A 24,576-nucleotide genomic window follows, 5' to 3' on the forward strand; every position below is an offset into this window, starting at 1 on the left:
GCGCGGGCGAAACCCGGAAGCGTCGCGCGCGGACGGAATCTTGACATGGGGCATGACGCATGCGCTTGTCCGCGGCGATTCCGCCGATCGAGAACGACCCGCCTGCGCGCGCATCGACGCAGCGTCGGCGCGGACCAGCCATTAGGAAGAACGCCATGCATCGCTATCGCAGTCACAGCTGCGCCGCCCTCCGCAAGGAGGATGTCGGCAACACGGTTCGCCTGTCGGGCTGGGCCCATCGCATTCGTGACCACGGCGGCCTGCTGTTCATCGATCTGCGCGACCATTACGGCCTGACCCAGGTCGTCGTGGATCCCGATTCCCCGGCCTTCGCCATTGCCGAGACGGTGCGCGGCGAGTGGGTGATCCGGGTCGACGGCGAGGTGAAGGCGCGCTCGGCCGAGACGGTCAACCCGAAGCTGCCGACCGGCGCGATCGAGGTCTTCGCCAAGGAGATCGAGGTGCTGTCGGCCGCCAAGGAGCTGCCGCTGCCGGTCTTCGGCGAGCCGGACTATCCGGAGGACATCCGCCTCAAGTACCGCTTCCTCGATCTGCGCCGCGAGACGCTGCACAAGAACATGATGCGGCGCACGCAGATCGTCTCGAAGATGCGCACGCTGATGGGCGATGCCGGCTTCTTCGAGTTCCAGACGCCGATCCTGACCGCCTCGTCGCCCGAGGGCGCCCGCGACTTCCTGGTGCCGTCGCGGCTGCATAACGGCATGTTCTACGCCCTGCCGCAGGCCCCGCAGCAGTACAAGCAGCTGATCATGATGTCCGGCTTCGACCGGTACTTCCAGATCGCGCCGTGCTTCCGCGACGAGGACCCGCGCGCCGACCGCTTCTATGGCGAGTTCTACCAGCTCGACGTGGAGATGAGCTTCGTCGAGCAGGAGGACATCCTGTCGACCATGGAGCCGGTGATCCGCGACGTGTTCGAGGCGTTTGCCGACGGCAAGCCGGTGAGCCAGAGCTTCCGGCGCATTCCCTACGCCGAATCCATGCGCAAATACGGCTCCGACAAGCCCGACCTGCGCAACCCGATCGAGATGCAGGCCGTGACCGAGCATTTCGCCGGCTCGGGCTTCAAGGTCTTCGCCAACATGATCGCCGGCGATCCGGCGGTCGAGGTCTGGGCGATCCCGGCCAAGACCGGCGGCAGCCGCGCCTTCTGCGACCGGATGAATTCCTGGGCGCAGGGCGAGGGCCAGCCCGGCCTCGGCTACATCTTCTGGCGCGAGGAGGCGGGGGCCGTCGCCGGCGCCGGGCCGTTGGCCAAGAACATCGGCGAGGAGCGCACCGAGGCGGTCCGCACCCAGCTCGGCCTCGAGGCGGGCGATGCCTGCTTCTTCGTCGCCGGGCGTCCGGAGGCCTTCACGGCCTTTGCCGGCGCTGCGCGCACGCGGGTCGGCGAGGAGCTGAACCTCGTCGATCGCGACCGGTTCGAGCTCGCCTGGATCATCGATTTCCCCTTCTATGAGTGGCAGGAAGAGGAAAAGAAGATCGACTTTGCCCACAATCCGTTCTCGATGCCGCAGGGTGGCATGGACGCGCTGCAGAACGAAGAGCCGCTGGAGCTCAAGGCGTTCCAGTACGACATCGTCTGCAACGGCTTCGAGATCGCCTCGGGCGGCATCCGCAACCATCTCCCCGAGACGATGGTGAAGGCGTTCGAGATCGCCGGCTATTCGAAGGAGACGGTCGAGGAGCGCTTCGGCGGGCTCTACCGCGCCTTCCAGTACGGCGCGCCGCCGCATGGCGGCATGGCCGCCGGCGTCGACCGCATCGTCATGCTGCTCTGCGGGGCGAAGAACCTGCGCGAGATCGCCATGTTCCCGATGAACCAGCAGGCGCACGACCTTCTGATGGGCGCGCCGAACGAGGCCTCGCCGGCGCAGCTGCGCGACCTCGGCCTGCGCATCGCGCCGCAGGCGAAGAGTTGAGGAAGCCGCCGGACGGGCACTTCGTCCGGCGCATCTTCAAGCCGACATGAAAAAGGCCCCGTGCGTCCAGCACGGGGCCTTTCTCGTTCTAACCGCAGGGATCGGCGGGTTACTTCGCGTCCGCGTTGGCGTCGACGGTGAGCGACAGGACCTTTGGCAGGGTCTGGGGCGCGCCCATCGCGGCGCCCATGATCTGGGTGGCGGCGATCGGGTTCTCCGGCGCGATGGTGATCGACAGCGCCTGCGGGTCGTTGAGGAACGTCGTCACGGCGCCGGTGACCTCTTCCTGGAACTCCGGGTTCTGCAGATAGCCGAGAACCGCCGGCAGCATCGCCGTCAGGTTCTGCACCAGTTCCTCGCGGCTCTGGCCGTTCTCCTTGGCGTAATAGTCGAGCAGCTTGCCGGTCAGGGATTCGTCGGTGAAGGTGATGTCGGCCGAGTTCAGCGACAGCTGCGAGATCAGCCCCATCACCGCCATGCCGGTGGCCTGCTGGTTGTCGGGATTGCTCGCCATCTGCTCCTGCAGCTGCGACAGCGAATCCGCGAAGGCCGTCGTGTAGCCCGAGATCGCGTAGGTGAAGGACAGCTCGCCCGCGTCCTCGACCGACAGCAGGAAGGGATCGAGCTCCAGGAGGCCGCTCTCGGGCTCCCAGTTCGCCGAACCGTTCAGCGAGCCGCTGATGGTCTCGTAGCCGACGTCGCGGATGGCTTGGGTCGCCTCGGGCGAGTCGCCCGTCGTCAGGTCGGCGGTGAAGGCGCCGACATTGACCTCGGTGGCCAGGCTGCCGCTGTCGCCGACCTCGTTTTCCATCGACGCGTCGGAGAGTTCGAAGACGGTCTTGCCGTCCCTTGCGAGGTTGATGCTGCCGATCGTCGCCTTGTCGAAAAAGAAGCTGGAGAGCTTCATGGCGGCGGGGGCGTTGGCCGTATCGGTGCCGGCGAGCATCAGGCCCTCGATGCTGACGTCGCTGATCTGGGCGCGCTTGCCGTCTTCCGTCTGGTCGAGCTCGGGAAAGGCCAGGCGCTCGACCGTCCAGCCCTCGGGCGTCGACCCGGCGACGTTCTCGAAGGTCAGGTCGCCGACATCGGAGTCCTCGCCGAAGGAGACGTCCTTCAGGATGACGTTCTCGCCGTCGGCTTCGGCGCTCGAATAGGACATCGAATGCTCGCCGTTCTGCACGAGGGTCTTCAGGCGCTCGCCGAAGGCCTGCGCATCGACCGCGAAGGCCGAGGTCGAGGAGAGAAGCAGCACGGCTGTCGCGGCTGCGGAAATGCCTGTCGTGGCGCGCATGGGAAAACCTTTCGCTGGAAGCCGGTGAGCCGATCCGTCCGGTGCCCGGTCGTCGTGCCCTGCGCGACACATATGGCCAAGTCGCTTCGCCGTTAAAGGGGGGCGCGGCGGCATGCGGCAATTGCCCGTCTGGCCGGCGCCGACAAAGTTCGGGATAAGCCCGTTCCGGTGTTGTTCCCATCCGGTGCATGGCCTAGAGGAAACCGCATGGGCAAGGCTACCGAACCGCCGGCTGGTGGCGGCGACATCGAACCGATCGATCTGAAGGCAGCGCTGGAAGAGCGCTACCTTGCCTATGCGCTGTCGACCATCATGGGCCGGGCGCTGCCGGATGTGCGCGACGGCCTGAAGCCGGTGCATCGGCGCATCGTCCATGCCATGCGCATCCTGCGGCTCGATCCCGGCCAGGGCTACAAGAAATGCGCCCGCATCGTCGGCGACGTGATGGGCAAGTTCCATCCGCATGGCGACGCGTCGATCTACGACGCCCTGGTCCGGCTCTCGCAGGATTTCGCCATCCGCTACCCGCTGATCGACGGGCAGGGCAATTTCGGCAATATCGACGGCGATAGCCCGGCGGCCATGCGCTACACCGAAGCGCGGATGACCGACGTCGCGACGCTGCTGCTGCGCGGCATCGACGAGGACGCGGTCGACTTCAAGAAGACCTACAACGAGGAGGAAGAGGAACCGATCGTCCTGCCGGGCGCGTTCCCGAACCTTCTCGCCAACGGCTCGTCGGGCATTGCCGTCGGCATGGCCACGTCGATCCCGCCGCACAACGCGGCCGAGCTCTGCGACGCGGCGCTCAAGCTGATCGAGAACCCGGACGCCACCACCGACGCGCTGCTGCGCTTCGTGCAGGGGCCGGATCTGCCGACCGGCGGCGTCATCGTCGACAACCAGGCGCAGATCCGCGAGGCCTACGACACCGGGCGGGGCTCGTTCCGGGTGCGGGCGCGCTGGGAGACCGAGGACCAGGGCCGCGGCGGCTACGTGGTCGTCGTCACCGAGATCCCGTATCAGGTCCAGAAGTCGCGGCTGATCGAGAAGATCGCCGAGCTGCTTCTGGCCCGCAAGCTGCCGCTGCTCGGCGACATCCGCGACGAATCGGCCGAGGACGTGCGCATCGTCATCGAGCCGAAGAGCCGCACGGTCGATCCCGAACTCCTGATGGAATCGCTGTTCCGGCTGACCGATCTGGAATCGCGCATCCCGCTCAACATGAACGTCCTGTCCGGCGGCAAGGTGCCCCGGGTCATGTCGCTCAAGGACGTTCTGGCCGAATGGCTGGCGCATCAGCGCGAGGTGCTGGTGCGGCGCTCGCGCTTCCGGCTGGCGCAGATCGAGCGGCGGCTGGAGATCCTCTCCGGATATCTGATCGCCTTCCTGAACCTCGACGAGGTGATCCGGATCATCCGCGAGGAGGACGAGCCCAAGGCCGTCCTGATGCGGACCTTCGAGCTGAGCGACACCCAGGCCGAGGCGATCCTCAACATGCGGCTGCGCTCCCTGCGCAAGCTGGAGGAATTCGAGCTTAAGCGCGAGTTCGACACGCTGACCGAGGAAAAGGCCGAGAAGGAAGCGCTGCTGGCTTCGGACGAACGCCAGTGGGCGGGCATCGCTGCCGAAGTACGCGAGGTCCGCGAGACCTATTCGAAGAAGACCAAGATCGGTCGTCGCCGCACCCTGTTCGCCGACGCGCCGAACCGGGCGCTCGACGACATCACGGTGGCGCTGATCGAGAAGGAGCCGATCACCGTCGTCCTGTCCAAGAAGGGCTTCCTGCGCGGCATGAAGGGCCATCTGGCCGACTTCTCGTCGCTGGCCTTCCGCGAGGGCGACGGGCTGCAGCTCGCCTTCCACGCCATGACCACCGACAAGCTGCTGTTCCTGTCGACCGGCGGTCGCGCCTTCACCCATGGCGCCGACAAGCTGCCGGGCGGGCGCGGGCAGGGCGAGCCGATCCGGCTGGCCTTCGAGCTCGAGGACGATCAGGACATCGCGCTGGCCTTCGTCGCCGATCCCGAGCGCCGCCGGTTGCTGGTCTCCTCCGACGGCAATGGCTTCGTCGCCAGCGAGGCCGACATGCTGGCCAACACCCGCAAGGGCAAGCAGCTGATGAATGTCGCCGGCAAGACCAAGCTCGCGCTGGCCGCGCCGGTGGGGACAGGCGACCACGTGGCCATCGTCGGCGAGAACCGCAAGCTGCTGGTCTTCCCGCTGGTACAGGTGCCGCAGATGACCCGCGGCAAGGGCGTGCGGCTGCAGCGCTACAAGGATGGCGGCCTGTCGGATGCCCGCGTCTTCGCCATGGCGGACGGGCTGACCTGGACCGATTCCGCCGGCCGCAGCTTTACCCGCTCGGAGACTGAGCTCCTGGAATGGCGCGGCGACCGCGCCCAGGCCGGCCGGCTGGTGCCGAAGGGCTTCCCCAAGACCAACCGCTTCGACGGCTAGTCACCGGCCTTGCCCGGCATGCGGGCGAGGCGATGCGCGAAGCTCCCCGCGCCTCAGTCGACGCGGTTCTGCCCGGCAAGGCGCCGCTGACCGCGCACCCGCCGCAACTCGGCGACCGAATGGGCGACCAGCGTCGCGATCACCACCCCGCCGCCCGCCATCGCCAGATCGACCGGGCGCTCGCCGAAGATCAGCCAGACCCAGACCGGGGCCAGCACGGTTTCGATCAGGAAGGCCATGGAGACGACCGGGGCGGGTACGAACATCGGCCCGATCGCCAGGCAGATCATGGCGACGGGGATCAGCACGCCGCCATTCAGGATGAGCCAGATGATCGCCTCGGAATGAAGCCCCTCGCCGGCGACGAAGGGCAGGGCGATGATGGCCGGCAGCAGACCGCCGAGCGCTGCGGTGTAGCGCATGTCGGTGCGCGAGCGCCGTGACAGGGTCAGCGCGAGGGCTATCAGGAAGGCGGTCGCCAGCGCGGAGAGGTCGCCCGTCCAGTTGCCTGTCTCGAAGCCCGCGCCGATGATCAGGAGCACGCCGAAGAGCGTCGCCGGGATCGCCAGCACCGTGGCCAGGGGCGGACGCTCGCCGATCAGCCACCAGGACAGGATCGCCGCGAACATCGGGTTGAAGGCGAGGATGAAGACGACATTCGCCGCGCTGGTGTTGAAGACGGCGAAGACGAAGGTGGTGGCCGCCACCGAGAAGACGGCGACGATCAAAAGGCCGGTCCAGCCGGCGATCAGCTTCTGGCCGCGCGGATTGCGGATCCGGTCGACCTGCCAGATCAGGAGGACGGCGAGGCCGGTCAGCAGGCCACGGACCGCCAGCACGGTCCAGAAGGCGCTCTCCGACATGCGGATCAGCGGAATGTCGAAGGACAGGACCAGACCGCCGATGCCGACGATGGCAAGGCCCTGGCCATAGGACTGGGCCGAAGCGGCGGCTTCGGTCTGCGACGAAACGGCGGACATGGGAACCTGCGAATGGTAAGTTACCCTGACCGGCTATCGTGCCGGGCGCGGCATGGCAACCGGCGCGACGTCCGGCGTCAGCCCTCGTAGCGTTCCCAGCCCTTGGGCAGCAGGTGTTCCTGCGGGCGGAAGCGGATCTTGTAGTCCATCTTGCGCGAGCCGTTCACCCAGTAGCCGAGATAGAGATAGGGCAGGCCGAGCTTCCGGGCGCGCTCGATATGGTCGAGGATCATGAAGGTGCCGAGGCTTCGCTCGCTCTCGTCGGGCTCGAAGAACGAATAGACCATCGACACCCCGTCGGCCATGACGTCGCTGAGCGCGACCGCGACGAGTTCGCCGTCGGAATGCGGGCTGAAGGCCGAATCCGCGCCGCGTCGGCGGTACTGCACCAGCCGCGTATCGACCTGGCTGTCCTCGACCATCATGGCGTAGTCGAGAACGCTCATCTCGGCCATGCCGCCCTCGGCGTGGCGGTGGTCGAGATAGCGCCGGAACAGCGAATATTGCTCGCTCGACGGTTCGGCCTGGTCCATCCGGCCGATCAGGTCGCGGTTGCGCGTCGCCACACGGCGCATGGAGCGCGTCGGCTGGAACTCGTCCACCAGGATGCGCACCGACACGCAGGCGCGGCAGCGCTCGCAGGCGGGCCGGTAGGCGATGTTCTGGCTGCGGCGGAAACCGCCCTGGCTGAGGAGGTCGAGCAGCGAGGGCGCGCGCTCGCCGGTCAGATGGGTGAACACCTTCCGCTCGGACTGCCCCGGCAGATAGGGGCAGGGCGAGGGCGACGTGAGGAAGAATTGCGGCGTCTGCGGATGATGAACCGTCAAGGCCGAGCCTCCCGTCTCACAACGAATAATACCATGGGCCCACGATCGAAAATGTTAACCACACCAGAATCACGAGGGGAACACCGGCCTTGGCGAAGTCGACGAAACGATAGCGTCCCGGGCCCATGACCATGAGATTCGTCTGGTAGCCGATCGGTGTGGCGAAGGATGCGTTGGCGGCGAAGATGACGCAGGCGAGAAAGGCCTGCGGCGGCGCGCCCAGCCGGTTGGCGATGTCGAGCGCGATGGGCGTGAACAGCACGGCGGTGGCGTTGTTCGACAGGAAGTTCGTCATGATCGCGATGACGAGGAACAGGGCCGAGAGGATGATCGTCGGCGACTGGCCGTCGAGCGCGGCGACCGTGCCTTCGGCGATCATCGCGGCGCCGCCGGTGCGCTCCAGCGCCGTCGCCGCAGCGATCGCTGCGCCCACCAGCATGAAGATCGAGCGATCGACCGAACGCGCCGCCTCGCCGACGGTGAGGCAGCCGGTGGCGACCATCAGCACCGCGCCGGTCACCGCGAGGACATCGATGGGCAAGAGGCCGGTGGCCGAGCCGGCGATGATGCCGAGGAAGATCGCGACGGCGAGCTTGGCCTTGGTGCTCTGCGGGATCGCCTGGGCGCTGTATTCCAGGAGCAGCAGATCGTGGTTGCCCTTGAGCGACGAGATCGCCGCCTCGCGGCCGCACAGGAGCAGCGTGTCGCCGGGCTCGAGCCGAATTTCCGACAGCGCCGAGCGGGCCATGCGGCTCTTGCGCTGCAGGCCGAAGAGGGTGATCCCGAACTGGGTGCGCAGGCCGGAGAACTGCATCGTGCGGCCGGCATAGCGCGAGCCCGGCGCCACCACTGCCTCGGCCATCACCATGTCGGGCCCGATCTTGCGCTGTTCGGCCGAGTAGCCGGACGGGTCGAGCGTCTTGATGGTCAGATTGCCGGCTGCGAGCGCCTTTGAGAAGGCCCGGCGCGTTGCCGTGACGATCAGCCGGTCGCCGGGCTGCAGCGAGACCCCGTCGAAGGGCGGCAGGAAGGTCTCGTCGTCGCGCAGGATCATTCGCGGCATCAGATCGCCGAGATCGGTGAACAGGCCGGCCCGCGCCGTGCTGCCGACGAAGGCGTGCTCCTCGGTGATGTCGATCTCGCCGAGGAACTGCTTGCCGCCCGCATCGACGACGCGGCCTTGCGGGCCTTCGCGCGGGGTGAGGATGCGCGGCATCACCTTGATCACGTAGATGCCGCCGACCACCGCGATGGCGAGGCCCGGAATGGTGAAGTCGAAGAAGTCGAGGGTGATGCCCGAGCGGGCTGCGACGCCTGCCACGAGGAGGTTGGTGGACGAGCCGATCAGCGTCGTGACGCCGCCGAGGATCGACAGGAAGGACAGGGGCATGAACACCCGCGAGGGCGAGATGCCGCGCTGGGTCGCCAGCATGGTGAGGATGGGGATGAAGATCACCACCACCGGCGTGTTGTTCAGGAAGGCCGACAGGACGGCGGCCGTGAGCAGGACCACGGCGATCGCACCGGCGCCGGCCGTGCCGCCGATCCGCGACAGCAATTGCGTCGGCTGCGCCATGGCATCGGTTGCGAAGAGGCCCTGGCCGACGATCAGCAGCGCCAGAACGGTGATCAGCGCCGGATTGGCGAAGCCGGCGAGCAGGTCGCCGCTGGTGACCGCGAAGCCGGCCGCGTCCCGGTAGGGGAACAGGGCGAAGAACAGCAGGAATGCACTGAGAGATGCCGCGGCGACGGCCTCGATCGGCCAGCGTTCCAGCGAATACCCGATCACACTCACCAGGATGAAAAGGTAAGTGACCCAGACGTGTAGCGAATCCATAAACCGCCGCGTTCCGTTGTCCGCCTGACCTTATCCGTGTCGTGGCGGCGAATGGCAACCCGTGGGGTCGATCGAACAGGATCGGCCGAAGCGGAGTTCGGCGCGATCAGCAGCGGAGAGAGGGCGAACGGCGAGGGCGTCCGGCTGGGAGGCCGCCGGGTTCAGCGGTCGCGGACGACCGCGGTTCCCAGCAACAGGTCGTGCAACAGCTGCTTGCGGCGCGTGAACAGGGCAACCAGCAGGACGAAGGGTGTCAGGACCGAGACGGAGGCCCAGAACAGGACGCCGTGCAGGACCGCCAGCGTCGGGTCGACCCTTGCGCCATCGAGCCGGGCGACACGCAGGCCGGCCACCCGCATGCCCGGCGTGGCCTGCTTGGCGCCGCCCATGGTGAAGGCGATGTAGACGATGGCGATCACCGGCAGGAGGATCGCGTAGAGGCCCCAGGCGAGGCCGAAGGAGACGATGCCGAGGATGAAGACGACGATGGCCGCCGGCACCGACAGAAGCAGCACCAGCGCGTAATCAACCACGAAGGACATCATCCGCCGGGTGCGCACGCCATCATAGAGCCGCGGCGCGTCGAGATCCGTCGCGCGCGTTTCGGCCGTCCGGGTCATGGTGTCGTCGTACACGGGCTGTCCTTCGTCGCGGTTTGCTGTCGTCCTCCAGATGGTGACGATCACGGCCGCGTGCAACTTCGGTGCAGCAGCGGCGCCCGTCGCGCGGGACGCTTCCAGTCAGCGGCGGGGCATGCGCGCGGCGATGGTCGGCGAGAAGTAGCTGAGGATGCCGGACGCACCGGCCCGCTTGAACGCGGTCAGGCTCTCGATCATCGCCCGCTCGCCATCGAGCCAGCCATTGCCGGCCGCCGCCATGATCATCGCGTACTCGCCGGAGGTCTGGTAGGCGAAGGTCGGAACGCCGAATTCGCGCGACAGGCGCGAGACGATGTCGAGATAGGGCATGCCGGGCTTGACCATGATCATGTCGGCGCCCTCGGCGATGTCCTGCGCGGCCTCGCGCACGGCCTCGTCGCTGTTGCCGTAGTCCATCTGGTAGGTGCGCTTGTCGCCCTTGAGCATACCGCCGGAGCCGACCGCGTCGCGGAACGGGCCGTAGAAGGCCGATGCGTATTTCGCCGCATAGGACATGATCAGCGTGTCGCGATGGCCGACCTCGTCGAGCGCCTGGCGGATGCAGGCGACCCGCCCGTCCATCATGTCGGAGGGGCCGATGATGTCGCAGCCGGCCTCGGCCTGCACGACGGCCTGTCGGCACAGCGCCTCGACGGTCTCGTCGTTGAGGATCCGGTCGCCCTCCATGATGCCGTCGTGGCCGTGGGAGGTATAGGGATCGAGCGCGACGTCGCAGAGGATGCCGACCTCCGGCACGGCGGCCTTGATCGCCCGGCTTGCCCGGCAGACGAGATTGCCCTCGTTGAAGGCCTCGCTGCCAAGTTCGTCGCGCTTGTCGGCATCGGTATAGGGAAACAGCGCGACGACCGGGATGCCCAGATCCCGCGCCCGCCTGGCGGCTTCCACGCAGCCCTCGACCGAGAGGCGGAAGACCTCCGGCATGGAGGGCACCGGTTCCGGCGCGCCGCCGCCTTCGCGCACGAAGATTGGCCAGATCAGATCGTCGGCGGTCAGGTTGGTCTCGCGCACCAGCCGGCGCGACCAGTCGGACTGGCGCAGCCGCCGCATCCGCAGGCCTGCCGTCGCCGCATCGATCCGCGTGGTGATCGAAACTCCAGAATCGCCGGTCCGTGTCATGCGGCAGCATCCTATCTGTCTGTCGGGCGCCTCCGTCCCGCGCCTTTCATGGAGAGGCGAGAACGGCGTCCATCATGCGCGGGGCCGATCGCCGCGCGGTCGGCTTCTGCGTATGCCCTCGGCGCCGCGACTTCAAGATTGACGCGCTCTTCGCGTCCACCGTAGGTTCCGGCGCGTCGGGCGCTCGCCCGGCCCGCATGCGGTCATCCGCACGCCATGTCTCCCCGCGCGACCGCATGCAAGGCGGCAAGGGCGCCGAACGGTCCGGAAGGTGGAGCCTCGTGATCAAGGGATTTGCCCAGCGCGCCAAGGCCGAAGCGTTCAATCGCGCGCTGGCGGTCTGGCTCTACCGGCTGGCGGCCATCGTGATGTTCGTCGCCGGCGTCGGCTACTGGATCCGTCTCGTCGGCATCGACGAGGGGCCGCTCAACCGCTTCGACCTGATGCCCTTGTGGTGGAAGATCGCCGCGCCGGCGCTGGCGGTGCTCTATCCGGTCGCCGGGATCGGCCTGTGGCTCACGGTCGGCTGGGGCGCTGTCGTCTGGGTGCTGATCGCCCTGATCGAAGCGGTGATGCATCTCGGCTTTCCGGAACTGTTCGGCCCCAACCTCCTGTGGCTCGGCTTCCATCTGTGGGGGCTCGGCATGCTGGCGGTGATCCGCGCGGTGGGGCTCTACGAACGGCGGCGCCTGCGCGGCTATTGAGGTGGCCTCCATACCCCGCCTCCGCGGCCTGCCGGGAGGCCGAAAGGAATTGTTCAGATCGGGGATAGGTCTTGTTAATCAAGACTTTGAATGCGCAAGTGTAAGGGCGCATTAAGCCTGCGGTTTAAGTCGAATTTTAGATGCGCTGCCTATGTTGGGTCTCAAGATGGGGTCGATAGAGAACATCCATCAGCTCAACAGCGGAGACTACTATGAACGCTCAGATGAAGGCAGACGCCGCCCCGCAGGTCGGTCCGAAGGATGAACTGAAGTCGCTCTACCTGGAGACGCTGCAGCTGGTCGAGCGGCTGCACCGCCGCCTGCTGGACGTCATCAAGGACGAGTTCGACCGCAACAGCCGCACCGACATCAACGCGGTCCAGGCGCTGCTGCTCTTCAACATCGGCGACTCGGTGCTGACCGCCGGCGAGCTGCGCACCCGCGGCTTCTATCTCGGCTCCAACGTCTCCTACAATCTGAAGAAGCTGGTCGATCTGGGCTTCATCAACCACCAGAAGTCGCGGGTCGACCGCCGCGCGGTGAAGGTGTCGCTGACCGACACGGGCCGCGAAGTCGCCGCGATCGTCGCCGAGCTCTATGACCGTCATATCGGCTCGATCGACAAGGTCGGCGGCCTCGACGAGCAGGAATTCCAGAAGATGAACCGTTCGCTGCAGCGGCTGGACCGCTTCTGGAACGACCAGATCCTGTACCGCCTCTAGACCCAGTCCTGCAGACCTCCGCGCATTTGCCTCGCGACCCTCGGGTCAGCGGGGCCTTTGCCGTTCGGCCACCGCGAGACGAGGTGTTCGGGATCGCGCAGGGCAGGGGATCGCCGTGTCGGCGACAGCCCGGCGCCCGCGTTCGCAGCCGGTTCCGGAGCCGGGTCGCCGATTCTCTCGTTGTGCGAACCGGTGAAGAGTGGTCAGGATGGGCGGCAGGAACTCGGATCGTGAGACATGCCGGTGTATCTGGACCGCCTCGGGACCACGCTGGACGCCGCCGCCATGGCGGGCTGCGGTCGGGCGCCCATCCGGGTTCAGGCAGCGAAGCGTCCGCCACGCGCCGCGCTCTTCCGGCTGTCGCAGATTTCCCCGGATTGTCGATGGCTCCTTGAGCCCGCCCCAGACGCACATCGCCTGACCGGCGCGCGTCCCATCCGCGTTTTCCGGCATCGCAGGCCCCTCGGCCACGTCCCGAACGCGCTTTTACCGAAGGACAGGCCCGCAGTTTGGTGCGGCAACATAATCCATTGGCGGGATTGGAAGCTCCCGTTCTCTAATCGGACGCAAGCATAGGGACACGCATCACCACGACAGAGCCAAGGGAGGAAGTCATGTCCAAGACCAATGGGAGCTGCTGTGCAGGTCCGGGCTATGCATCGCCGCAGGAGGCGATGAAGGCGCCGCGGGAGACGGTCGTCTACACGATCTGCATCTACACCGGGACCGGGATCGAGAAGCCCGACTACCTGGCCACCATCGACGTCGATCCGGACAGTGCGACCTATGGCGAGGTGATCCACCGGACCGAAATGCCGAATGTCGGGGACGAACTCCACCACATGGGCTGGAACGCCTGCTCGTCCTGCAACACCGACGGCAGCATGGAGCGCAAGTACCTGATCATTCCGGGCGTGCGCACGACGAATTTCTACATCGTCGACACCGCCACCGATCCGCGCCGGCCGACGCTGTTCAAGACGATCGACGGAAGCGAGATCAAGGCGAAGACGAACCTCTCGGCGCCGCACACGGTGCATTGCCTCGGCGCCGACATCATCGTGTCGATGCTCGGCGACGCCGAAGGCAACGGGCCCGGCGGCTTCCTGCATCTGGACAAGGATTTCAACATCATCGGGCGCTGGGAGGAGGATCTCGGCGCGATGCGGTACAATTACGACTTCTGGTACCAGCCGCGCCACAACATGATGATCTCGACGGAATGGGCGTCGCCCAACACCTTCATGCCGGGATTCGATCTGGAGGACGTGGCGCGCGGCAAATACGGCCAGCACGTGCATTTCTGGGATTTCGCGAATCGTAGGGTCGAGCAGAGCATCGATCTGGGCGCGGAGGGCATGATCCCGCTGGAGGCCCGGTTCCACCACAACCCCGACAGCACGCATGGCTTCGTAGGGGCGGCCCTGGCCTCGAATATCTTCCACTACCACAAGGACAACGGGACGATCGAGATCGAGAAAATCATCGACGTGCCCACCGTGGATGTCGACGGCTTCCCGGTTCCCATGCCCAGCCTGATCACCGACATCCTGGTGTCGATGGACGACCGCTTCCTCTATTTTTCGAACTGGCTGCATGGCGATCTCCGGCAGTACGACGTGTCCGACCCGGCGAACCCGAAGCTGACCGGGCAGGTCTGGATCGGCGGGATGCTGGGCAAGGCGCCGGAGGTGAACGGCCGTACGGTCGACGGCGCGCCGCAGATGATCCAGCTGTCGCTGGACGGCAAGCGGCTCTACGTGACGACGTCGCTCTTCTCGACCTGGGACAACCAGTTCTACCCGTCGATGAAGGAGAAGGGCGGGATCATGCTGATCGTGGATTGCGACACCGAAAAGGGCGGCATGACGATCCGCGACGATTTCATCATCGATTTCAACGACGAACCGCATGGACCGGCCCGCGCCCACGAAACCCGCTATCCCGGCGGCGACTGCTCGTCGGATATCTGGGTCTGACGGGCGGCGGTCATCCGCGTCCGGCTGGACCGGATGCGGTTTTTGGGAGCGCCGGCATGCGCAGGCACATGGTCACGTTGCGCAACCGCGGCGGGCTGGTCTTTTCGGTGGGCGAGGACGAGCCGATCATCGACGCCGTCGAGGCGGCCGGCCATGTCCTGCCGATCGGCTGCCGCTATGGCGGCTGCATCACCTGCGCCGCCCGGCTGGTATCCGGCTCTGTCCGCCAGCCGAATGGCACGGCGCTCAACCGGCGCCAGTCGGAGGCCGGCTACGTGCTGCTCTGCGTGGCGCGGCCGAAGGAGGATTGTGTCCTCGATGTCGGCGTCGAGAGCCATGACCGGCTCTACGTCAATCCGTTCGCCAGCGCCGCGGCGACGGACCAGTTGGCGCGCGCGAAGGGCAGATGAGTGTGTGAGTGGGGATTCGGAATGCGGGGCGCCGGTCGCGCTGAGTGATATGGGAGCGTTGAGGGCACTGATCGGTCGCTGGCCGCCATGCGCTCGTCAGGTCGCTTGCGCTAGGCTAACGGCATCCGGGTGACGGCCGGACGCGGCACGTTCGTTGCGATGCGCACGGCATCTGTCAGCGCCCTGACATAGCGGTCGCGTAGACACGCCGGAGGCGCTGGATAGGTCCTGCCATGTGGCAGGCGATTCAAAGGGGGAATGGTACGCCCAAGGGGAATCGAACCCCTCTCTCCACCGTGAAAGGGTGGCGTCCTAACCGATAGACGATGGGCGCAGCGACGGCGTGTATACGGTGAGTCTCCGGCGACCGCAAGAGCCGGAAAAGGGGTTTTTCGCTGTTGCGAGAAGTTTTTGCGACAGGCCGGAATTCCGCGCTTTGCCGGTCGGGGAGCTTTAAAAAGCTGGCCACGCCGGCCTTGGCCGGGCGCCCATCCGCCTATGGAACCAGAGGGTTGGCTATTTGCGACCGCGGCAGGACCAGTTCCAGTCGCGCTTGTGCCCGACATCGACGTGGATCGCCTTGGTGTGACAATAGGTGCCGACGCCACCGCGGCCCGGCAGCGAGCGCACATAGGCGGCAACGGCCATGTTGTCGGCGCCGGGGATGATGATGTCGGCGGCCTTGCAGCCCATGTGCTGGGAGCGGCGCGCACCGTTGACCCGCTTGTTGTGGGTCGGGCTGCGATAGCCGGAGGTGACGATCACCTTGGTGCCGTAGCGCCGCTCGACACTGCGCAGGATGCGCACGAGGTTCGACGGGAAGCAGGAGGTCTCGACGCTCTCCCGCTGAACCATCAGGCCGTTCGGCGCGAGCCGGGCCATGCCGGTCGACAGGGAGGCAACCCGGTAGGAGGTCTCGACGTCCTCGATCATGTCCTCGTCGGCCGAGGCGCGCTGGCCGATCTCGAACAGCGAGGAGGGGTCCACGCCGGGCAGTGCGTCGGTGCCGGCCGCCGCGCCCTCTCGCTGCAGGACGACGCGCCGCGACTTGCCCTTGTCGACATTGGCGATGGGTGTGCGGGCCTCCGAGCGGGCGAAGAGCGAGGAAAACAGCGAACGGTCGGAGGAACGGCCTGCCGCGCCACTGGTGGACGCCTCGGTCGCATAGGCGACCATGGCCTTATTCTCGCTGCCGGTCGGAATCAGCGGGGTGGCGGCCGGCATGTCGGCGATGGCGGGCGGCGGCGTCTGTGCTTCGGCCGTCTCGGTCGCCGGCGCATTGGTCTCGGCCGCTGCGCTCGCAGCCTCGGTGCCCTGCGCTTCGCCGCTCGCTGACGTCCCGGCGTCGGCTTCGGATGCAGCCGCGACATCGACGGCAGCCGCGTCTTCGGTTTCGGGCGCCGTAGCGGTCCCGGCAAATCCGAAGGCCGAGGTATCGTCGATGGCGGAGACGCATCCTGACAGGATCGGCGCGGTCGACAGAAGCGCCAGCATCAGGAGATGCGGCGTCATCGCAAGGCGGCGGTGGCCCGGGCGGTCAGTTTTCAATCGTTTCCCCTCTCGGCGGCGTGTTCGCGAACCCGCCACGTCAGTCCTGCAACGACCCGGCCATCCTGCCGCGTCTCCATGGTCCCCACCATGTGTCGCCACTGACAGTCTCGATGATCTTACCAAGCGTCAGGTCGTGCACGGCGAAAGCATTGTCTCTCAATAACGCTCTGCCGTCTATGGTGGGAATGCGGCGGCACGATGGTCGCCGCATGTCCCGGTGGAAGCTTACCAGCTTCCGGTGTTCTGCATCGAGGCCCAGGGCTCCGCGGGCTCCTTGGCCTCGCCCTTCTGCAGCAACTCGATCGAGATGTTGTCGGGCGACTTGATGAAGGCCATGTAACCGTCGCGGGGCGGGCGGTTGATGGTGACGCCCTTGTCCATCAGGTCCTGGCAGGTGGCGTAGATGTCGTCGACCTCATAGGCGAGGTGGCCGAAATTGCGCCCGCCGGAATATTCCTCGGGGTCCCAGTTGTGGGTGAGCTCCAGAAGCGGCGCACGGGTCTCCTTGGCGCCCGGCATGTCTTCCTGCCCGGCGAGGAAGATCAGGGTGAAGCGACCCTTTTCGCTCTCGACACGGCGGGTTTCCACCATTCCCAGCTTGTTGCAGTAGAAGTCGAGCGACGCGTCCACGTCGCTGACGCGAACCATCGTGTGCAGATAGCGCATTCGGTCTTGCCTCTCTTGTGGTGATGGCGCCGATGGTAGCGTGTTTGACCGGTGAGCCAACCCTTGCGGCGCAGAAAAAGCGACGACGGGAGACGGGTTCGGCCCCGGATCGGGCAGGGCGCTGCCGGCAGCCTGTGGCGCTGATATGTCTGTCGGAGCGGCATTGCAGACGGCGTCAGTTGGTGGCTGCAGCCGGCGCCGTTGTTGCTGTCGTCGCGGCAATAGAACGCCGCCATGTCTGGGCGACAACCGGCATATCCTTGGAAAAGCCCGCCGGTGGCCTTGCCCCGATCGGGCTCATTGATGCTAAGTTCGGCCATTGCGATTCGGATGGTGGAAGTACAGGCGGAACCCCGAATGCCGGACAGAATATCTGAAAACGCCGAGGACCGGGCCGGTCGGTCCGACAGCGCGGATGTCGGCCTGTCCGTCGTCTCGGGCCATATCAAATGGTTCGACGTCTCGAAGGGCTTCGGCTTCATCGTGCCCGACGACGGCGGCGCGGATATTCTCCTTCATGTCACCTGCCTGCGGCGCGACGGCCATGCGACGGCGCTCGAGGGCGCCCGCGTCGTCTGCGAGGTGCAGCAGGGCGAGCGCGGCCTGCAGGCGTTCCGGGTCCTGTCGATGGACCAGTCCACCGCCGTCCATCCCTCGCAGCTTCCGGCCCCGCGCACCCATTCGGTCGTCACCGCCAGCAGCGACCTCGTCTCGGCCGTGGTAAAATGGTTCAACCGCACCAAGGGCTACGGATTCCTGACGACCGGCGAGGGGACCGAGGACATCTTCATTCACATGGAAACCCTGCGCCGGTTCGGCATGACCGAGCTGCGGCCCGGCCAGGACGTGCTGGTGCGTTTCGGGCAGGGCGACAAGGGACGCATGGCGGCGGAGATCCATCCCGGGACGGGTCCCGTCCAGCCGCCGTCCCACTGAGTTGAGGCAGATCCGATGGCAATGAGACGCGCGATCCTGGCGGCCGGCTTTGCGGCGGCGGCCGTCGTCGTCGGGGCGGCCTATTACGCGGTGGCGGGCAACGGCCTGTCGACGGCGACGCTGGAGACGGCGACCGGGAGCCATGCCATCAAGGTCGAACTGGCGCAGACACCGGAGACGCGTGCCACCGGACTGATGAACCGCGAATCGATGCCGGCGGACCAGGGCATGCTGTTCGAGTTCGACGAGACCCGCCCGGTTGCCATGTGGATGAAGAACACGCTGATTCCCCTCGACATGCTGTTCATCGATTCGGACGGGGTGGTGAAGCGGGTGAAGACCAACGCCCAGCCGCTGTCGCTGGAGACGATCCCGTCCGGGGCGCCGGTGAAATACGTTCTGGAGCTGAATGGCGGCGCCGCGGCCCGCTTCGGCGTGGCCGCCGGGGACCGACTTCGTCACCCGATCATTCCGCAGCCTTGACTTCCCGACCATTGCCCGCCAAACCCCGCATCGACAGGCACGTCACCAGTGTCCGGAGCGTAGCGCAGCCTGGTAGCGCATCTGGTTTGGGACCAGAGGGTCGCAGGTTCGAATCCTGCCGCTCCGACCAATGGTCGACGGACACCGGTTTTTGACACGGGCGTGGCGAAGCCGCGCCGCCGCCGACGAGGCCCAGATGGTTGCGAGAATCTATCGTCCGACCCGTACCGCCATGCAGTCGGGCAAGGCGAAGACGCGCGATTGGATGCTGGTCTACGAACCCGAGCAGCCCAAGCGCGTCGAGCCCCTGATGGGCTATACCTCGTCCGGCGACATGCTCTCCCAGCTCAGACTCTCCTTCGAGACCCGCGAGCAGGCCGTCGAATACGCCGAGCGCAACGACATTCCGTACCGGGTCGAGGAGCCGAAGGAAACGCGGCGCCCGAAGATCGCCTATGCGGACAATTTCCGCTATGACCGGCGCCAGCCCTGGACACACTGACGGTCGAACCGTCCGTCCCGGCGCCAGGTCGCCTACGGCCCCGTAGCTCAGAGGATAGAGCACCGGCCTTCTAAGCCGATGGTCGCAGGTTCGAATCCTGCCGGGGTCGCCAGAACCACCGACAATACGCCTTACTGTTTCAATGCTTCGTCGCCAAAAGCGTGGATGAAGCCGTTGACGATGGCTGAAACCGCGCGCTCGGACACGTGCCGCGTCGTGCCGTCCTCTTCTCCGAAGAGATTTGGGTGGTATGCGCCGACCCATCGCACCATCTCGAAAGCCGGCCAGTAGTTCACGCCTGCATGCGCCCGCTTCAAAACGACATCGATTGCAGCCCGCAGCACAGACTTGGACACGCAGTCGGCAATAATCGCTGAATCGTACTCGAAAGTCGAGTAGAGCGGCACCGGCGATACGGTGAAAACGATGTTGATGTTGGGATTGCACCGACGCAAGCCTGCGATCACCGCTTCGATGTTGTCGGCGTTCTCTTCCACGGTCGTGGTTCTGAAATCGTTCGTTTTGAGCAGGTGCAGCGTGTTCTTGCCAGCCTGGGTGAGGTGGAAAAGGCCGGTGCGCTTGTCGAAGAAACCCGGTGCCACGCCGAGTGTGTAGATGATGGTGTTCGCACTCGTCAGTGTGGCGCGGAGCGTGTCCGGGGATGCGCCGAAATAGACTTTCAGCGTCTCTATGGTTTCCGGGCTGTAGCGATCGAGCGGATCATTGTTCACCCATTCGATCAAGGCGCGGTTCGCGAACGTGCTGTTGATCAGTTCGCCGAGGCCGAGTGCAGTCGTCTCGACCCCTCGATCCTTCAATGCAATGGCAATGTTGCCGGCAAAGCATGAACCCAAGGTCACGACTCTCGTGTCGCGGCCGATCGGGCGGGTGCCCGCAGCCTTCGTATTGTCCGCAAACTGCCGTGCGACCTCATCGAGGTCCTGGAATGCGGCATTCTGTACGGGCCACCGCGCGATTTTGCGCTTCGGCGCCGATGAATCCAGCCGTGTGAGTCCGTCGAGCATGTAGGCGGCACCGTTCAGGCGGTGGCTCTCGGCTTCCGTCACCGGCGCAAGCCTGACTGACTCGGTCAGATAGGCGCGGGCATCGTCCAGGCGCATCTCGGCAAGGATCAGCCCTTCACCGAGTCGCTCAAGCAGATGCGCCCGTGTCCGCTCGTCGAGCTGAACCGTCGCCGACGCCTTTTCAAGCGCCAACGCCGTCTCGAAGATCCCGACTGCTTCTGGCGAGCGTCCCTGGTAGCACAATGCCTCACCGAGCCAGACGTGAGCGGTCACGGACTCCGGATCGTCCTCGACGGCGGAACGGAACAGCCGTTCCGCAGCGACGATCTTGGAAACCTTGCCAGCGGCCCCGTGCAGCAGCGAGACACCTTTGGCGATAACATCGTCGGATACGGTCGCGGACGTCTGATCCTGACCGCTGGCGAGTGCCGTTGCTTCTGCTTCGGAAACAGCGGAAATCTTGACGCAGCTTACGGCGACCGATGCGGTCAGATCATGGGTGCTCTCGACGCCATGATCGGAGAGGCGTCCCGTGCGCAGCGCGTTGATATCCAGTTCCAGCAAGGGGCCGGCCTTGGCATTGTCCGCCGCCCGCAATCGCCAACGCTTGACAGCACGCATGTCCTCCATCGACACATGATAGCTTGTCTCTTCGCAATCCCAGCCGGTCATAGCCACGGTGAGGCTGTCGAGCGTTTCCCTGTCGATCCAGCCGACGAGATGAATCTCGACGTCGTAGCATGGCGATGCGGCGATCGCGGTGAAGAGCCGCGTCTGTGTGGCAGGGCCTAGCCAGCGTGCATAGCTGCCGTTCTGGATCTGGCGGACATGCCAGTTGTCCCCCTCGACGGTCTGACTGGCGTAGAGTTCGACAGCCGTGGGCAACGCCATCTCCGGAGCCTGCCCGACAGCTTCCCGGTGTTTGCGCCAGGCCTGCCTCGCCATCGTACGCAGCAAGTTGCTGCGTTTTGCGCAGAAGCGGCGATGGACTTCCTGATACAGAGCGACGTCGAACCGGTTGAGCTCCTCCAGTTGCCTCCTGACCGCCGGACTGAGGGCGTCCGTCGCCACGCGGCTCGCTGTCGTGTTGAAGCGGTTGTCACTTGGCCACGGAAGCCAGTCCAGCATCGTGCAGAGCATCTGCATCGAATCGTCGTAGGCGGCATGCACGCCGATCAGGTCGAAATCGTCGAGATGTGCCATCGCCAGACTGAAGTCCTGTTCGGTCACAGGATCGCTATGGCGCCAGTCATGCGCGAAGAAGCAGGTTTGATGATTGTCCGCGACCTGCCGGACGGCGGGGTCATCGATCCGGACGAACTCCTCGATAGGCCATCGGCGTGCAAGGTCGATCATCTGCTGCGCGCGCGTGTCCTCCACGTCTGCGTGGGCGCGCAGAAACCAGTAGTTGGACAATACCCGGTCGACCGGTTCGCGAACAATCGAGAACAGGAACCGGCTCGGAGGAAGCAGGAGCGTGTGATTGTATGCGTAGTGGCCGATCACCAGACGTTTGCCGGCAAAAGTCTCGGGCGTGAAATTGTCGAACTGTTCGGGGGACGCATTGACCGCCTCCGACAGGTCAAACCGGCTCAGAAGCTCCTGCGATATGGAATGGCCACCCACTTTGCCGATATGCATGAAACAAACGGGGGAGTTGGGAGTGTTTCCCGGTTCTGTCGTCATGCGATTCTTCGATCCGCTCTGAGGCCACCAGTGGCAGGCCAGGGTGACGTATTCACCGGGCGCGAATAGATGTGCCCGTATTTCGACGTGTCCACGAACCGCGACCTTGCCCGACACCTCGCGGTGACTTCAACCTTCAGATCGTGGATTGTCCGGTCCTTGAATGACCTCCGCATCACTCGCCTCGTTAGCGGGGGGCGAGATATCCGTGGGTTTCAAGATAGCGCATGATCTGGTCGGCCAGAACGTCCGGATCTCGTGTTCCTGCCTCCAGCCGGATCTCCGCCTGCTCGGGTGCCTCATAGGGGCTGTCGATGCCGGTGAAATCCTTGATCAGCCCGGCGCGGGCGCGCTTGTAGAGGCCTTTCGGGTCCCGCTGCTCGGCGATCTCCAGCGGGGTGTCGACGAAGACCTCGATGAATTCGCCGTCCTCGAACAGGCTGCGCGCCATCCTGCGGTCTGACCGATAGGGCGAGATGAAGGAGGCGAGGACGATCAGGCCGGCATCGACGAACAGGCGTGCCGCTTCCGCCACGCGGCGAATGTTCTCGACACGATCGGCTTCGGAGAAGCCCAGGTCGCGGTTGAGGCCGTGGCGCAGATTGTCGCCGTCGAGAAGATAGGTGTGCCGGCCGCGCGCAAAGAGGCTCTTCTCCACGAGATTGGCGATCGTTGACTTGCCGGCGCCGGAGAGCCCCGTGAACCAGATCACCGCCGGCTTTTGCCCCATGGCGGCCGCACGGCGCTGCTTGTCGAGATCGAAGGTCTGCCATCGCACATTGGGCGCATGGGAACGTTCGGTTTCGGCCATGTCGGCACCATCAATGTCGGCAGGCCGTGACCCGCTGGAAGGGCGATGCAGAACGCGCGGTCTGCAAGCCGGTTTTTTCCGTTCGCCGGCAGTGCCCGTTTCGAACGTCGTCGTGGCATCACCGCGTGCCGGATGGTTGCCGTCCGGTCAAGGAGATGCGGGACGCCAATCGCCCGGACAGCGGCGTTCGCCCGCTTCTCGGGACCGTTTCCGCGCCGGTTGCGGCGGGAAGGGCACAGCCGCAAAGCGGATCCGGGCGTATGATTGTTTTCGCACCCTTCACACTCCAGCCACCAACAATCTTCATCGGCTAGTGAGGCGGGTGTGGGCATCATCGACAGGCAGACACGCTTGGAGGCAGACGATGTTACAGGCACGCTCGACGATCCTGGTGGATCATTGCAAGGCGGCCATGGCGGGCGACTTTCGCCATCCGGCCAGTGTGATGAACATGCTGGGGATCGACTACGAATACGCGCAGGACGATCCGCGCGTGGACGTCCGCGTCTTCCATGGATGCACGAACGTCCCGCGGGGACTGCCGTCCTACGTCCGCGCCATCGGCTGAGCCGCGCCGCGGCCAGCCCGCAGGCCGGGTATTCAGCCAGGCCGGCCCCGCATCGGCATAGCGACGCGGGGCCTTGACGATCAGCGGCCGTGAACGGCGGCGAAGCCCGCTTCCATGTCCGCCTGCAGGTCGGCCACATCCTCGAGCCCGATCTGCAACCGGATCAGGCTGCCCGCGGCCGGTCCCTTCGCGATAGTCCGGTCGCCCAGCGACGCCGGCACGGCGAGACTCTCGTGCCCGCCCCATGAATAGCCGAGGCCGAAGACGCGCAGCGCGTCGAGAAAGCGCTCGGCCGCATCCGTATCCCCGTCGAGAACGAAGCCGAACAGGCCGCTCGCGCCGCTGAACTGACGCTGCCACAGGGCATGGTTGGGGAAGGAGGGCAGGGCCGGGTGCAGCACGTCGAGGACGTCGTCGCGACCTTCCAGCCATTGCGCCAGCGCCAAAGCGGACGACTGGTGCCGCTCCAGCCGAACGCCCATGGTCTTCAGGCCGCGCAGGACGAGATAGGTGTCGTCGGGCGCGCCGTTGACGCCGAGCTGCATCTGCGTGTCGCGGAGCTGGGCGAGGGTCGCCGCGTTCGCCGATACGCTGCCCATCATCAGGTCGGAATGGCCGCCCGGATATTTGGTCAGCGCATGGATCGACAGATCGACGCCATGCTCGAGCGGCCGGAAGAACAGCGGCGTCGCCCAGGTATTGTCCAGCATCGTCACGGCGCCGCCGGCATGGGCCGCCTCGCAGACCGCGGCGACGTCCATGATCTCGAAAGTGTTGGAGCCGGGTGCCTCGAGGAAGACGACCTTCGTTTCGGGACGCATCAGCCCGGCGATGTCCGCGCCGATATGCGGATCGTAATATTCGACGTCGACGCCCATCCGCCGCAGCGTGCCGTCGCAGAAGCGGCGGGTGGGGAAATAGACCGAATCGACCACCAGGCAGTGATCGCCGGCGGACAGGAACGCCAGCAACGGCACGGTGACGGCGGCCAGCCCTGACGGCACAAGGATCGTGCCCGCGGCGCCCTCAAGTTCGCTCAGCGCATCTTCGAGAACCTTGGTCGTGGGGGTGCCGGACAAGGCATAGCTGAACGGTGCCTTGGCTCGGTTCTTCAACTCCTTGGCGGTGGGAAACAGCACGGTGGAGCCGTGCACGACGGCCGGATTGACGAAACCATGCTGCGTGGATGGGTCGAACGGGCCGTGCGCGAGCTGCGTATTCACCCCCAGACGCGTGTTGCCGGGCTGCGCGGATCGAGTGCTCAATTGTTGGGCTTCCTGATTGTTTGCGAGACGTGGATTGCCGTAATCGTCAAAATCGGCGGGAGAAAAGCGTCACATGCTTGACCTGCACAAATTTATGACATGAGATCAAGCCGCCTCGTGAAGATGCGTTTGCGATGCGGCCTTGGCTGCATGGG

The 24,576-nt window shown here is 65.7% G+C and carries 20 protein-coding genes, 3 tRNA genes and 1 pseudogene; 12 read left to right on the forward strand and 12 right to left on the reverse strand.

Annotation, left to right across the window (positions count from 1 at the left end; genetic code table 11):
- Nucleotides 1–155: 155 nt before the first annotated feature.
- A complete protein-coding gene (gene aspS, locus H536_RS0111065) occupies nucleotides 156–1,943 on the forward strand; it encodes an aspartate--tRNA ligase (RefSeq protein WP_024350535.1) in 1,788 nt (595 codons plus the stop codon).
- 109 nt (nucleotides 1,944–2,052) lie between these two features.
- Here aspS and H536_RS0111070 read toward each other — a convergent pair whose 3' ends face one another.
- Complete coding sequence (locus tag H536_RS0111070; protein WP_024350536.1) at nucleotides 2,053–3,234, reverse strand: hypothetical protein; 1,182 nt, start codon at nucleotides 3,232–3,234, stop codon at nucleotides 2,053–2,055.
- 207 nt (nucleotides 3,235–3,441) lie between these two features.
- Between H536_RS0111070 and parC the strand changes: the two genes are divergently transcribed.
- Entirely contained in the window at nucleotides 3,442–5,694 is a 2,253-nt protein-coding gene (gene parC / locus H536_RS0111075) for a DNA topoisomerase IV subunit A (RefSeq protein ID WP_024350537.1), read from the forward strand.
- Nucleotides 5,695–5,747: 53 nt separating this feature from the next.
- Here parC and H536_RS0111080 read toward each other — a convergent pair whose 3' ends face one another.
- From H536_RS0111080 to hemB, 5 genes are all read right to left on the reverse strand, one after another.
- Nucleotides 5,748–6,674, reverse strand: a complete 927-nt coding sequence (locus H536_RS0111080) for a DMT family transporter (protein ID WP_024350538.1) — start codon at nucleotides 6,672–6,674, stop codon at nucleotides 5,748–5,750.
- Nucleotides 6,675–6,751: 77 nt separating this feature from the next.
- Nucleotides 6,752–7,501, reverse strand: a complete 750-nt coding sequence (locus H536_RS0111085) for an arginyltransferase (protein WP_024350539.1) — start codon at nucleotides 7,499–7,501, stop codon at nucleotides 6,752–6,754.
- A 16-nt stretch (nucleotides 7,502–7,517) separates the two neighbouring features.
- Complete coding sequence (locus H536_RS0111090; protein ID WP_024350540.1) at nucleotides 7,518–9,338, reverse strand: SLC13 family permease; 1,821 nt, start codon at nucleotides 9,336–9,338, stop codon at nucleotides 7,518–7,520.
- A 161-nt stretch (nucleotides 9,339–9,499) separates the two neighbouring features.
- Nucleotides 9,500–9,973 (reverse strand): RDD family protein, encoded by a 474-nt coding sequence (locus tag H536_RS0111095; RefSeq protein ID WP_348646314.1) that lies wholly within the window; start codon nucleotides 9,971–9,973, stop codon nucleotides 9,500–9,502.
- 105 nt (nucleotides 9,974–10,078) lie between these two features.
- Complete coding sequence (hemB, locus tag H536_RS0111100; protein WP_024350542.1) at nucleotides 10,079–11,113, reverse strand: porphobilinogen synthase; 1,035 nt, start codon at nucleotides 11,111–11,113, stop codon at nucleotides 10,079–10,081.
- Nucleotides 11,114–11,394: 281 nt separating this feature from the next.
- Here hemB and H536_RS0111105 point away from each other — a divergent pair, with 281 nt between their 5' ends.
- The 4 genes from H536_RS0111105 to H536_RS0111120 all read left to right on the forward strand — a co-directional run bounded on the left by H536_RS0111105 (nucleotide 11,395) and on the right by H536_RS0111120 (nucleotide 14,928).
- Nucleotides 11,395–11,817 carry a DUF6163 family protein gene (locus H536_RS0111105; RefSeq protein ID WP_024350543.1) on the forward strand — a complete coding sequence of 141 codons (423 nt, stop codon included), beginning with the start codon at nucleotides 11,395–11,397 and terminating at the stop codon, nucleotides 11,815–11,817.
- Between the two features lie 224 nt (nucleotides 11,818–12,041).
- Nucleotides 12,042–12,539 carry a transcriptional regulator LdtR gene (gene ldtR / locus H536_RS0111110; RefSeq protein WP_370195042.1) on the forward strand — a complete coding sequence of 166 codons (498 nt, stop codon included), beginning with the start codon at nucleotides 12,042–12,044 and terminating at the stop codon, nucleotides 12,537–12,539.
- Between the two features lie 614 nt (nucleotides 12,540–13,153).
- Nucleotides 13,154–14,518: a selenium-binding family protein gene (locus H536_RS0111115; RefSeq protein WP_024350544.1), complete on the forward strand. Its 1,365-nt coding sequence runs from the start codon at nucleotides 13,154–13,156 to the stop codon at nucleotides 14,516–14,518.
- Nucleotides 14,519–14,574: 56 nt separating this feature from the next.
- A complete protein-coding gene (locus H536_RS0111120) occupies nucleotides 14,575–14,928 on the forward strand; it encodes a 2Fe-2S iron-sulfur cluster-binding protein (RefSeq protein WP_024350545.1) in 354 nt (117 codons plus the stop codon).
- A 259-nt stretch (nucleotides 14,929–15,187) separates the two neighbouring features.
- Here H536_RS0111120 and H536_RS0111125 read toward each other — a convergent pair.
- The 3 genes from H536_RS0111125 to H536_RS0111135 form a co-directional block, all read right to left on the reverse strand.
- Nucleotides 15,188–15,262, reverse strand: a tRNA-Glu gene (locus H536_RS0111125).
- A 182-nt stretch (nucleotides 15,263–15,444) separates the two neighbouring features.
- Nucleotides 15,445–16,476 carry a YcbK family protein gene (locus H536_RS0111130; RefSeq protein ID WP_244495419.1) on the reverse strand — a complete coding sequence of 344 codons (1,032 nt, stop codon included), beginning with the start codon at nucleotides 16,474–16,476 and terminating at the stop codon, nucleotides 15,445–15,447.
- 228 nt (nucleotides 16,477–16,704) lie between these two features.
- Entirely contained in the window at nucleotides 16,705–17,145 is a 441-nt protein-coding gene (locus H536_RS0111135; protein ID WP_024350547.1) for a VOC family protein, read from the reverse strand.
- Nucleotides 17,146–17,502: 357 nt separating this feature from the next.
- On the opposite strand from H536_RS0111135, the gene H536_RS0111140 reads away from it, so the two are divergent.
- The 5 genes from H536_RS0111140 to H536_RS0111160 all read left to right on the forward strand — a co-directional run bounded on the left by H536_RS0111140 (nucleotide 17,503) and on the right by H536_RS0111160 (nucleotide 19,178).
- Nucleotides 17,503–18,081: a cold-shock protein gene (locus tag H536_RS0111140; protein ID WP_024350548.1), complete on the forward strand. Its 579-nt coding sequence runs from the start codon at nucleotides 17,503–17,505 to the stop codon at nucleotides 18,079–18,081.
- Between the two features lie 15 nt (nucleotides 18,082–18,096).
- On the forward strand, nucleotides 18,097–18,564 hold the full coding sequence (locus tag H536_RS0111145) for a DUF192 domain-containing protein (RefSeq protein ID WP_024350549.1): 468 nt from the start codon (nucleotides 18,097–18,099) through the stop codon (nucleotides 18,562–18,564).
- Between the two features lie 53 nt (nucleotides 18,565–18,617).
- A tRNA-Pro gene (locus H536_RS0111150) sits at nucleotides 18,618–18,694 on the forward strand.
- Between the two features lie 66 nt (nucleotides 18,695–18,760).
- The gene (locus H536_RS0111155) at nucleotides 18,761–19,066 is read left to right on the forward strand and encodes an ETC complex I subunit (protein WP_024350550.1); all 306 of its coding nucleotides are present in this window, start codon (nucleotides 18,761–18,763) and stop codon (nucleotides 19,064–19,066) included.
- Between the two features lie 36 nt (nucleotides 19,067–19,102).
- Nucleotides 19,103–19,178, forward strand: a tRNA-Arg gene (locus H536_RS0111160).
- Nucleotides 19,179–19,197: 19 nt separating this feature from the next.
- Here the strand turns inward: H536_RS0111160 and H536_RS23275 are convergent.
- Together H536_RS23275 and cysC are read right to left on the reverse strand one after the other, a co-directional pair.
- Nucleotides 19,198–21,777, reverse strand: a complete 2,580-nt coding sequence (locus H536_RS23275; RefSeq protein WP_081651900.1) for a GSCFA domain-containing protein — start codon at nucleotides 21,775–21,777, stop codon at nucleotides 19,198–19,200.
- 187 nt (nucleotides 21,778–21,964) lie between these two features.
- A pseudogene (gene cysC / locus H536_RS0111170) lies at nucleotides 21,965–22,597 on the reverse strand (adenylyl-sulfate kinase); the annotation flags it as partial.
- Between the two features lie 355 nt (nucleotides 22,598–22,952).
- On the opposite strand from cysC, the gene H536_RS0111175 reads away from it, so the two are divergent.
- Nucleotides 22,953–23,156, forward strand: coding sequence for a hypothetical protein (locus tag H536_RS0111175; protein WP_024350553.1), 204 nt, complete (start codon nucleotides 22,953–22,955; stop codon nucleotides 23,154–23,156).
- A gap of 80 nt (nucleotides 23,157–23,236) precedes the next feature.
- On the opposite strand, the gene metC is transcribed toward H536_RS0111175, so the two are convergent.
- The gene (gene metC / locus H536_RS0111180; protein WP_244495418.1) at nucleotides 23,237–24,421 is read right to left on the reverse strand and encodes a cystathionine beta-lyase; all 1,185 of its coding nucleotides are present in this window, start codon (nucleotides 24,419–24,421) and stop codon (nucleotides 23,237–23,239) included.
- Nucleotides 24,422–24,576 lie beyond the last annotated feature (155 nt).

It is taken from the genome of Aurantimonas coralicida DSM 14790 (genome assembly GCF_000421645.1).
Taxonomy (GTDB): domain Bacteria; phylum Pseudomonadota; class Alphaproteobacteria; order Rhizobiales; family Rhizobiaceae; genus Aurantimonas; species Aurantimonas coralicida.

Excerpts from the sequence above, each read along its gene's own strand:
- H536_RS0111115 (WP_024350544.1), top strand. The coding sequence starts at position 13,154 with ATGTCCAAGACCAATGGGAGCTGCTGTGCAGGTCCGGGCTATGCATCG.
- H536_RS0111120 (WP_024350545.1), top strand. The coding sequence starts at position 14,575 with ATGCGCAGGCACATGGTCACGTTGCGCAACCGCGGCGGGCTGGTCTTT.
- H536_RS23275 (WP_081651900.1), bottom strand. The coding sequence starts at position 21,777 with ATGACGACAGAACCGGGAAACACTCCCAACTCCCCCGTTTGTTTCATG.
- H536_RS0111145 (WP_024350549.1), top strand. The coding sequence starts at position 18,097 with ATGGCAATGAGACGCGCGATCCTGGCGGCCGGCTTTGCGGCGGCGGCC.
- aspS (WP_024350535.1), top strand. The coding sequence starts at position 156 with ATGCATCGCTATCGCAGTCACAGCTGCGCCGCCCTCCGCAAGGAGGAT.
- H536_RS0111175 (WP_024350553.1), top strand. The coding sequence starts at position 22,953 with ATGTTACAGGCACGCTCGACGATCCTGGTGGATCATTGCAAGGCGGCC.
- H536_RS0111090 (WP_024350540.1), bottom strand. The coding sequence starts at position 9,338 with ATGGATTCGCTACACGTCTGGGTCACTTACCTTTTCATCCTGGTGAGT.
- H536_RS0111080 (WP_024350538.1), bottom strand. The coding sequence starts at position 6,674 with ATGTCCGCCGTTTCGTCGCAGACCGAAGCCGCCGCTTCGGCCCAGTCC.
- parC (WP_024350537.1), top strand. The coding sequence starts at position 3,442 with ATGGGCAAGGCTACCGAACCGCCGGCTGGTGGCGGCGACATCGAACCG.
- H536_RS0111155 (WP_024350550.1), top strand. The coding sequence starts at position 18,761 with ATGGTTGCGAGAATCTATCGTCCGACCCGTACCGCCATGCAGTCGGGC.
- H536_RS0111070 (WP_024350536.1), bottom strand. The coding sequence starts at position 3,234 with ATGCGCGCCACGACAGGCATTTCCGCAGCCGCGACAGCCGTGCTGCTT.
- H536_RS0111140 (WP_024350548.1), top strand. The coding sequence starts at position 17,503 with ATGCCGGACAGAATATCTGAAAACGCCGAGGACCGGGCCGGTCGGTCC.
- ldtR (WP_370195042.1), top strand. The coding sequence starts at position 12,042 with ATGAAGGCAGACGCCGCCCCGCAGGTCGGTCCGAAGGATGAACTGAAG.
- H536_RS0111135 (WP_024350547.1), bottom strand. The coding sequence starts at position 17,145 with ATGCGCTATCTGCACACGATGGTTCGCGTCAGCGACGTGGACGCGTCG.
- hemB (WP_024350542.1), bottom strand. The coding sequence starts at position 11,113 with ATGACACGGACCGGCGATTCTGGAGTTTCGATCACCACGCGGATCGAT.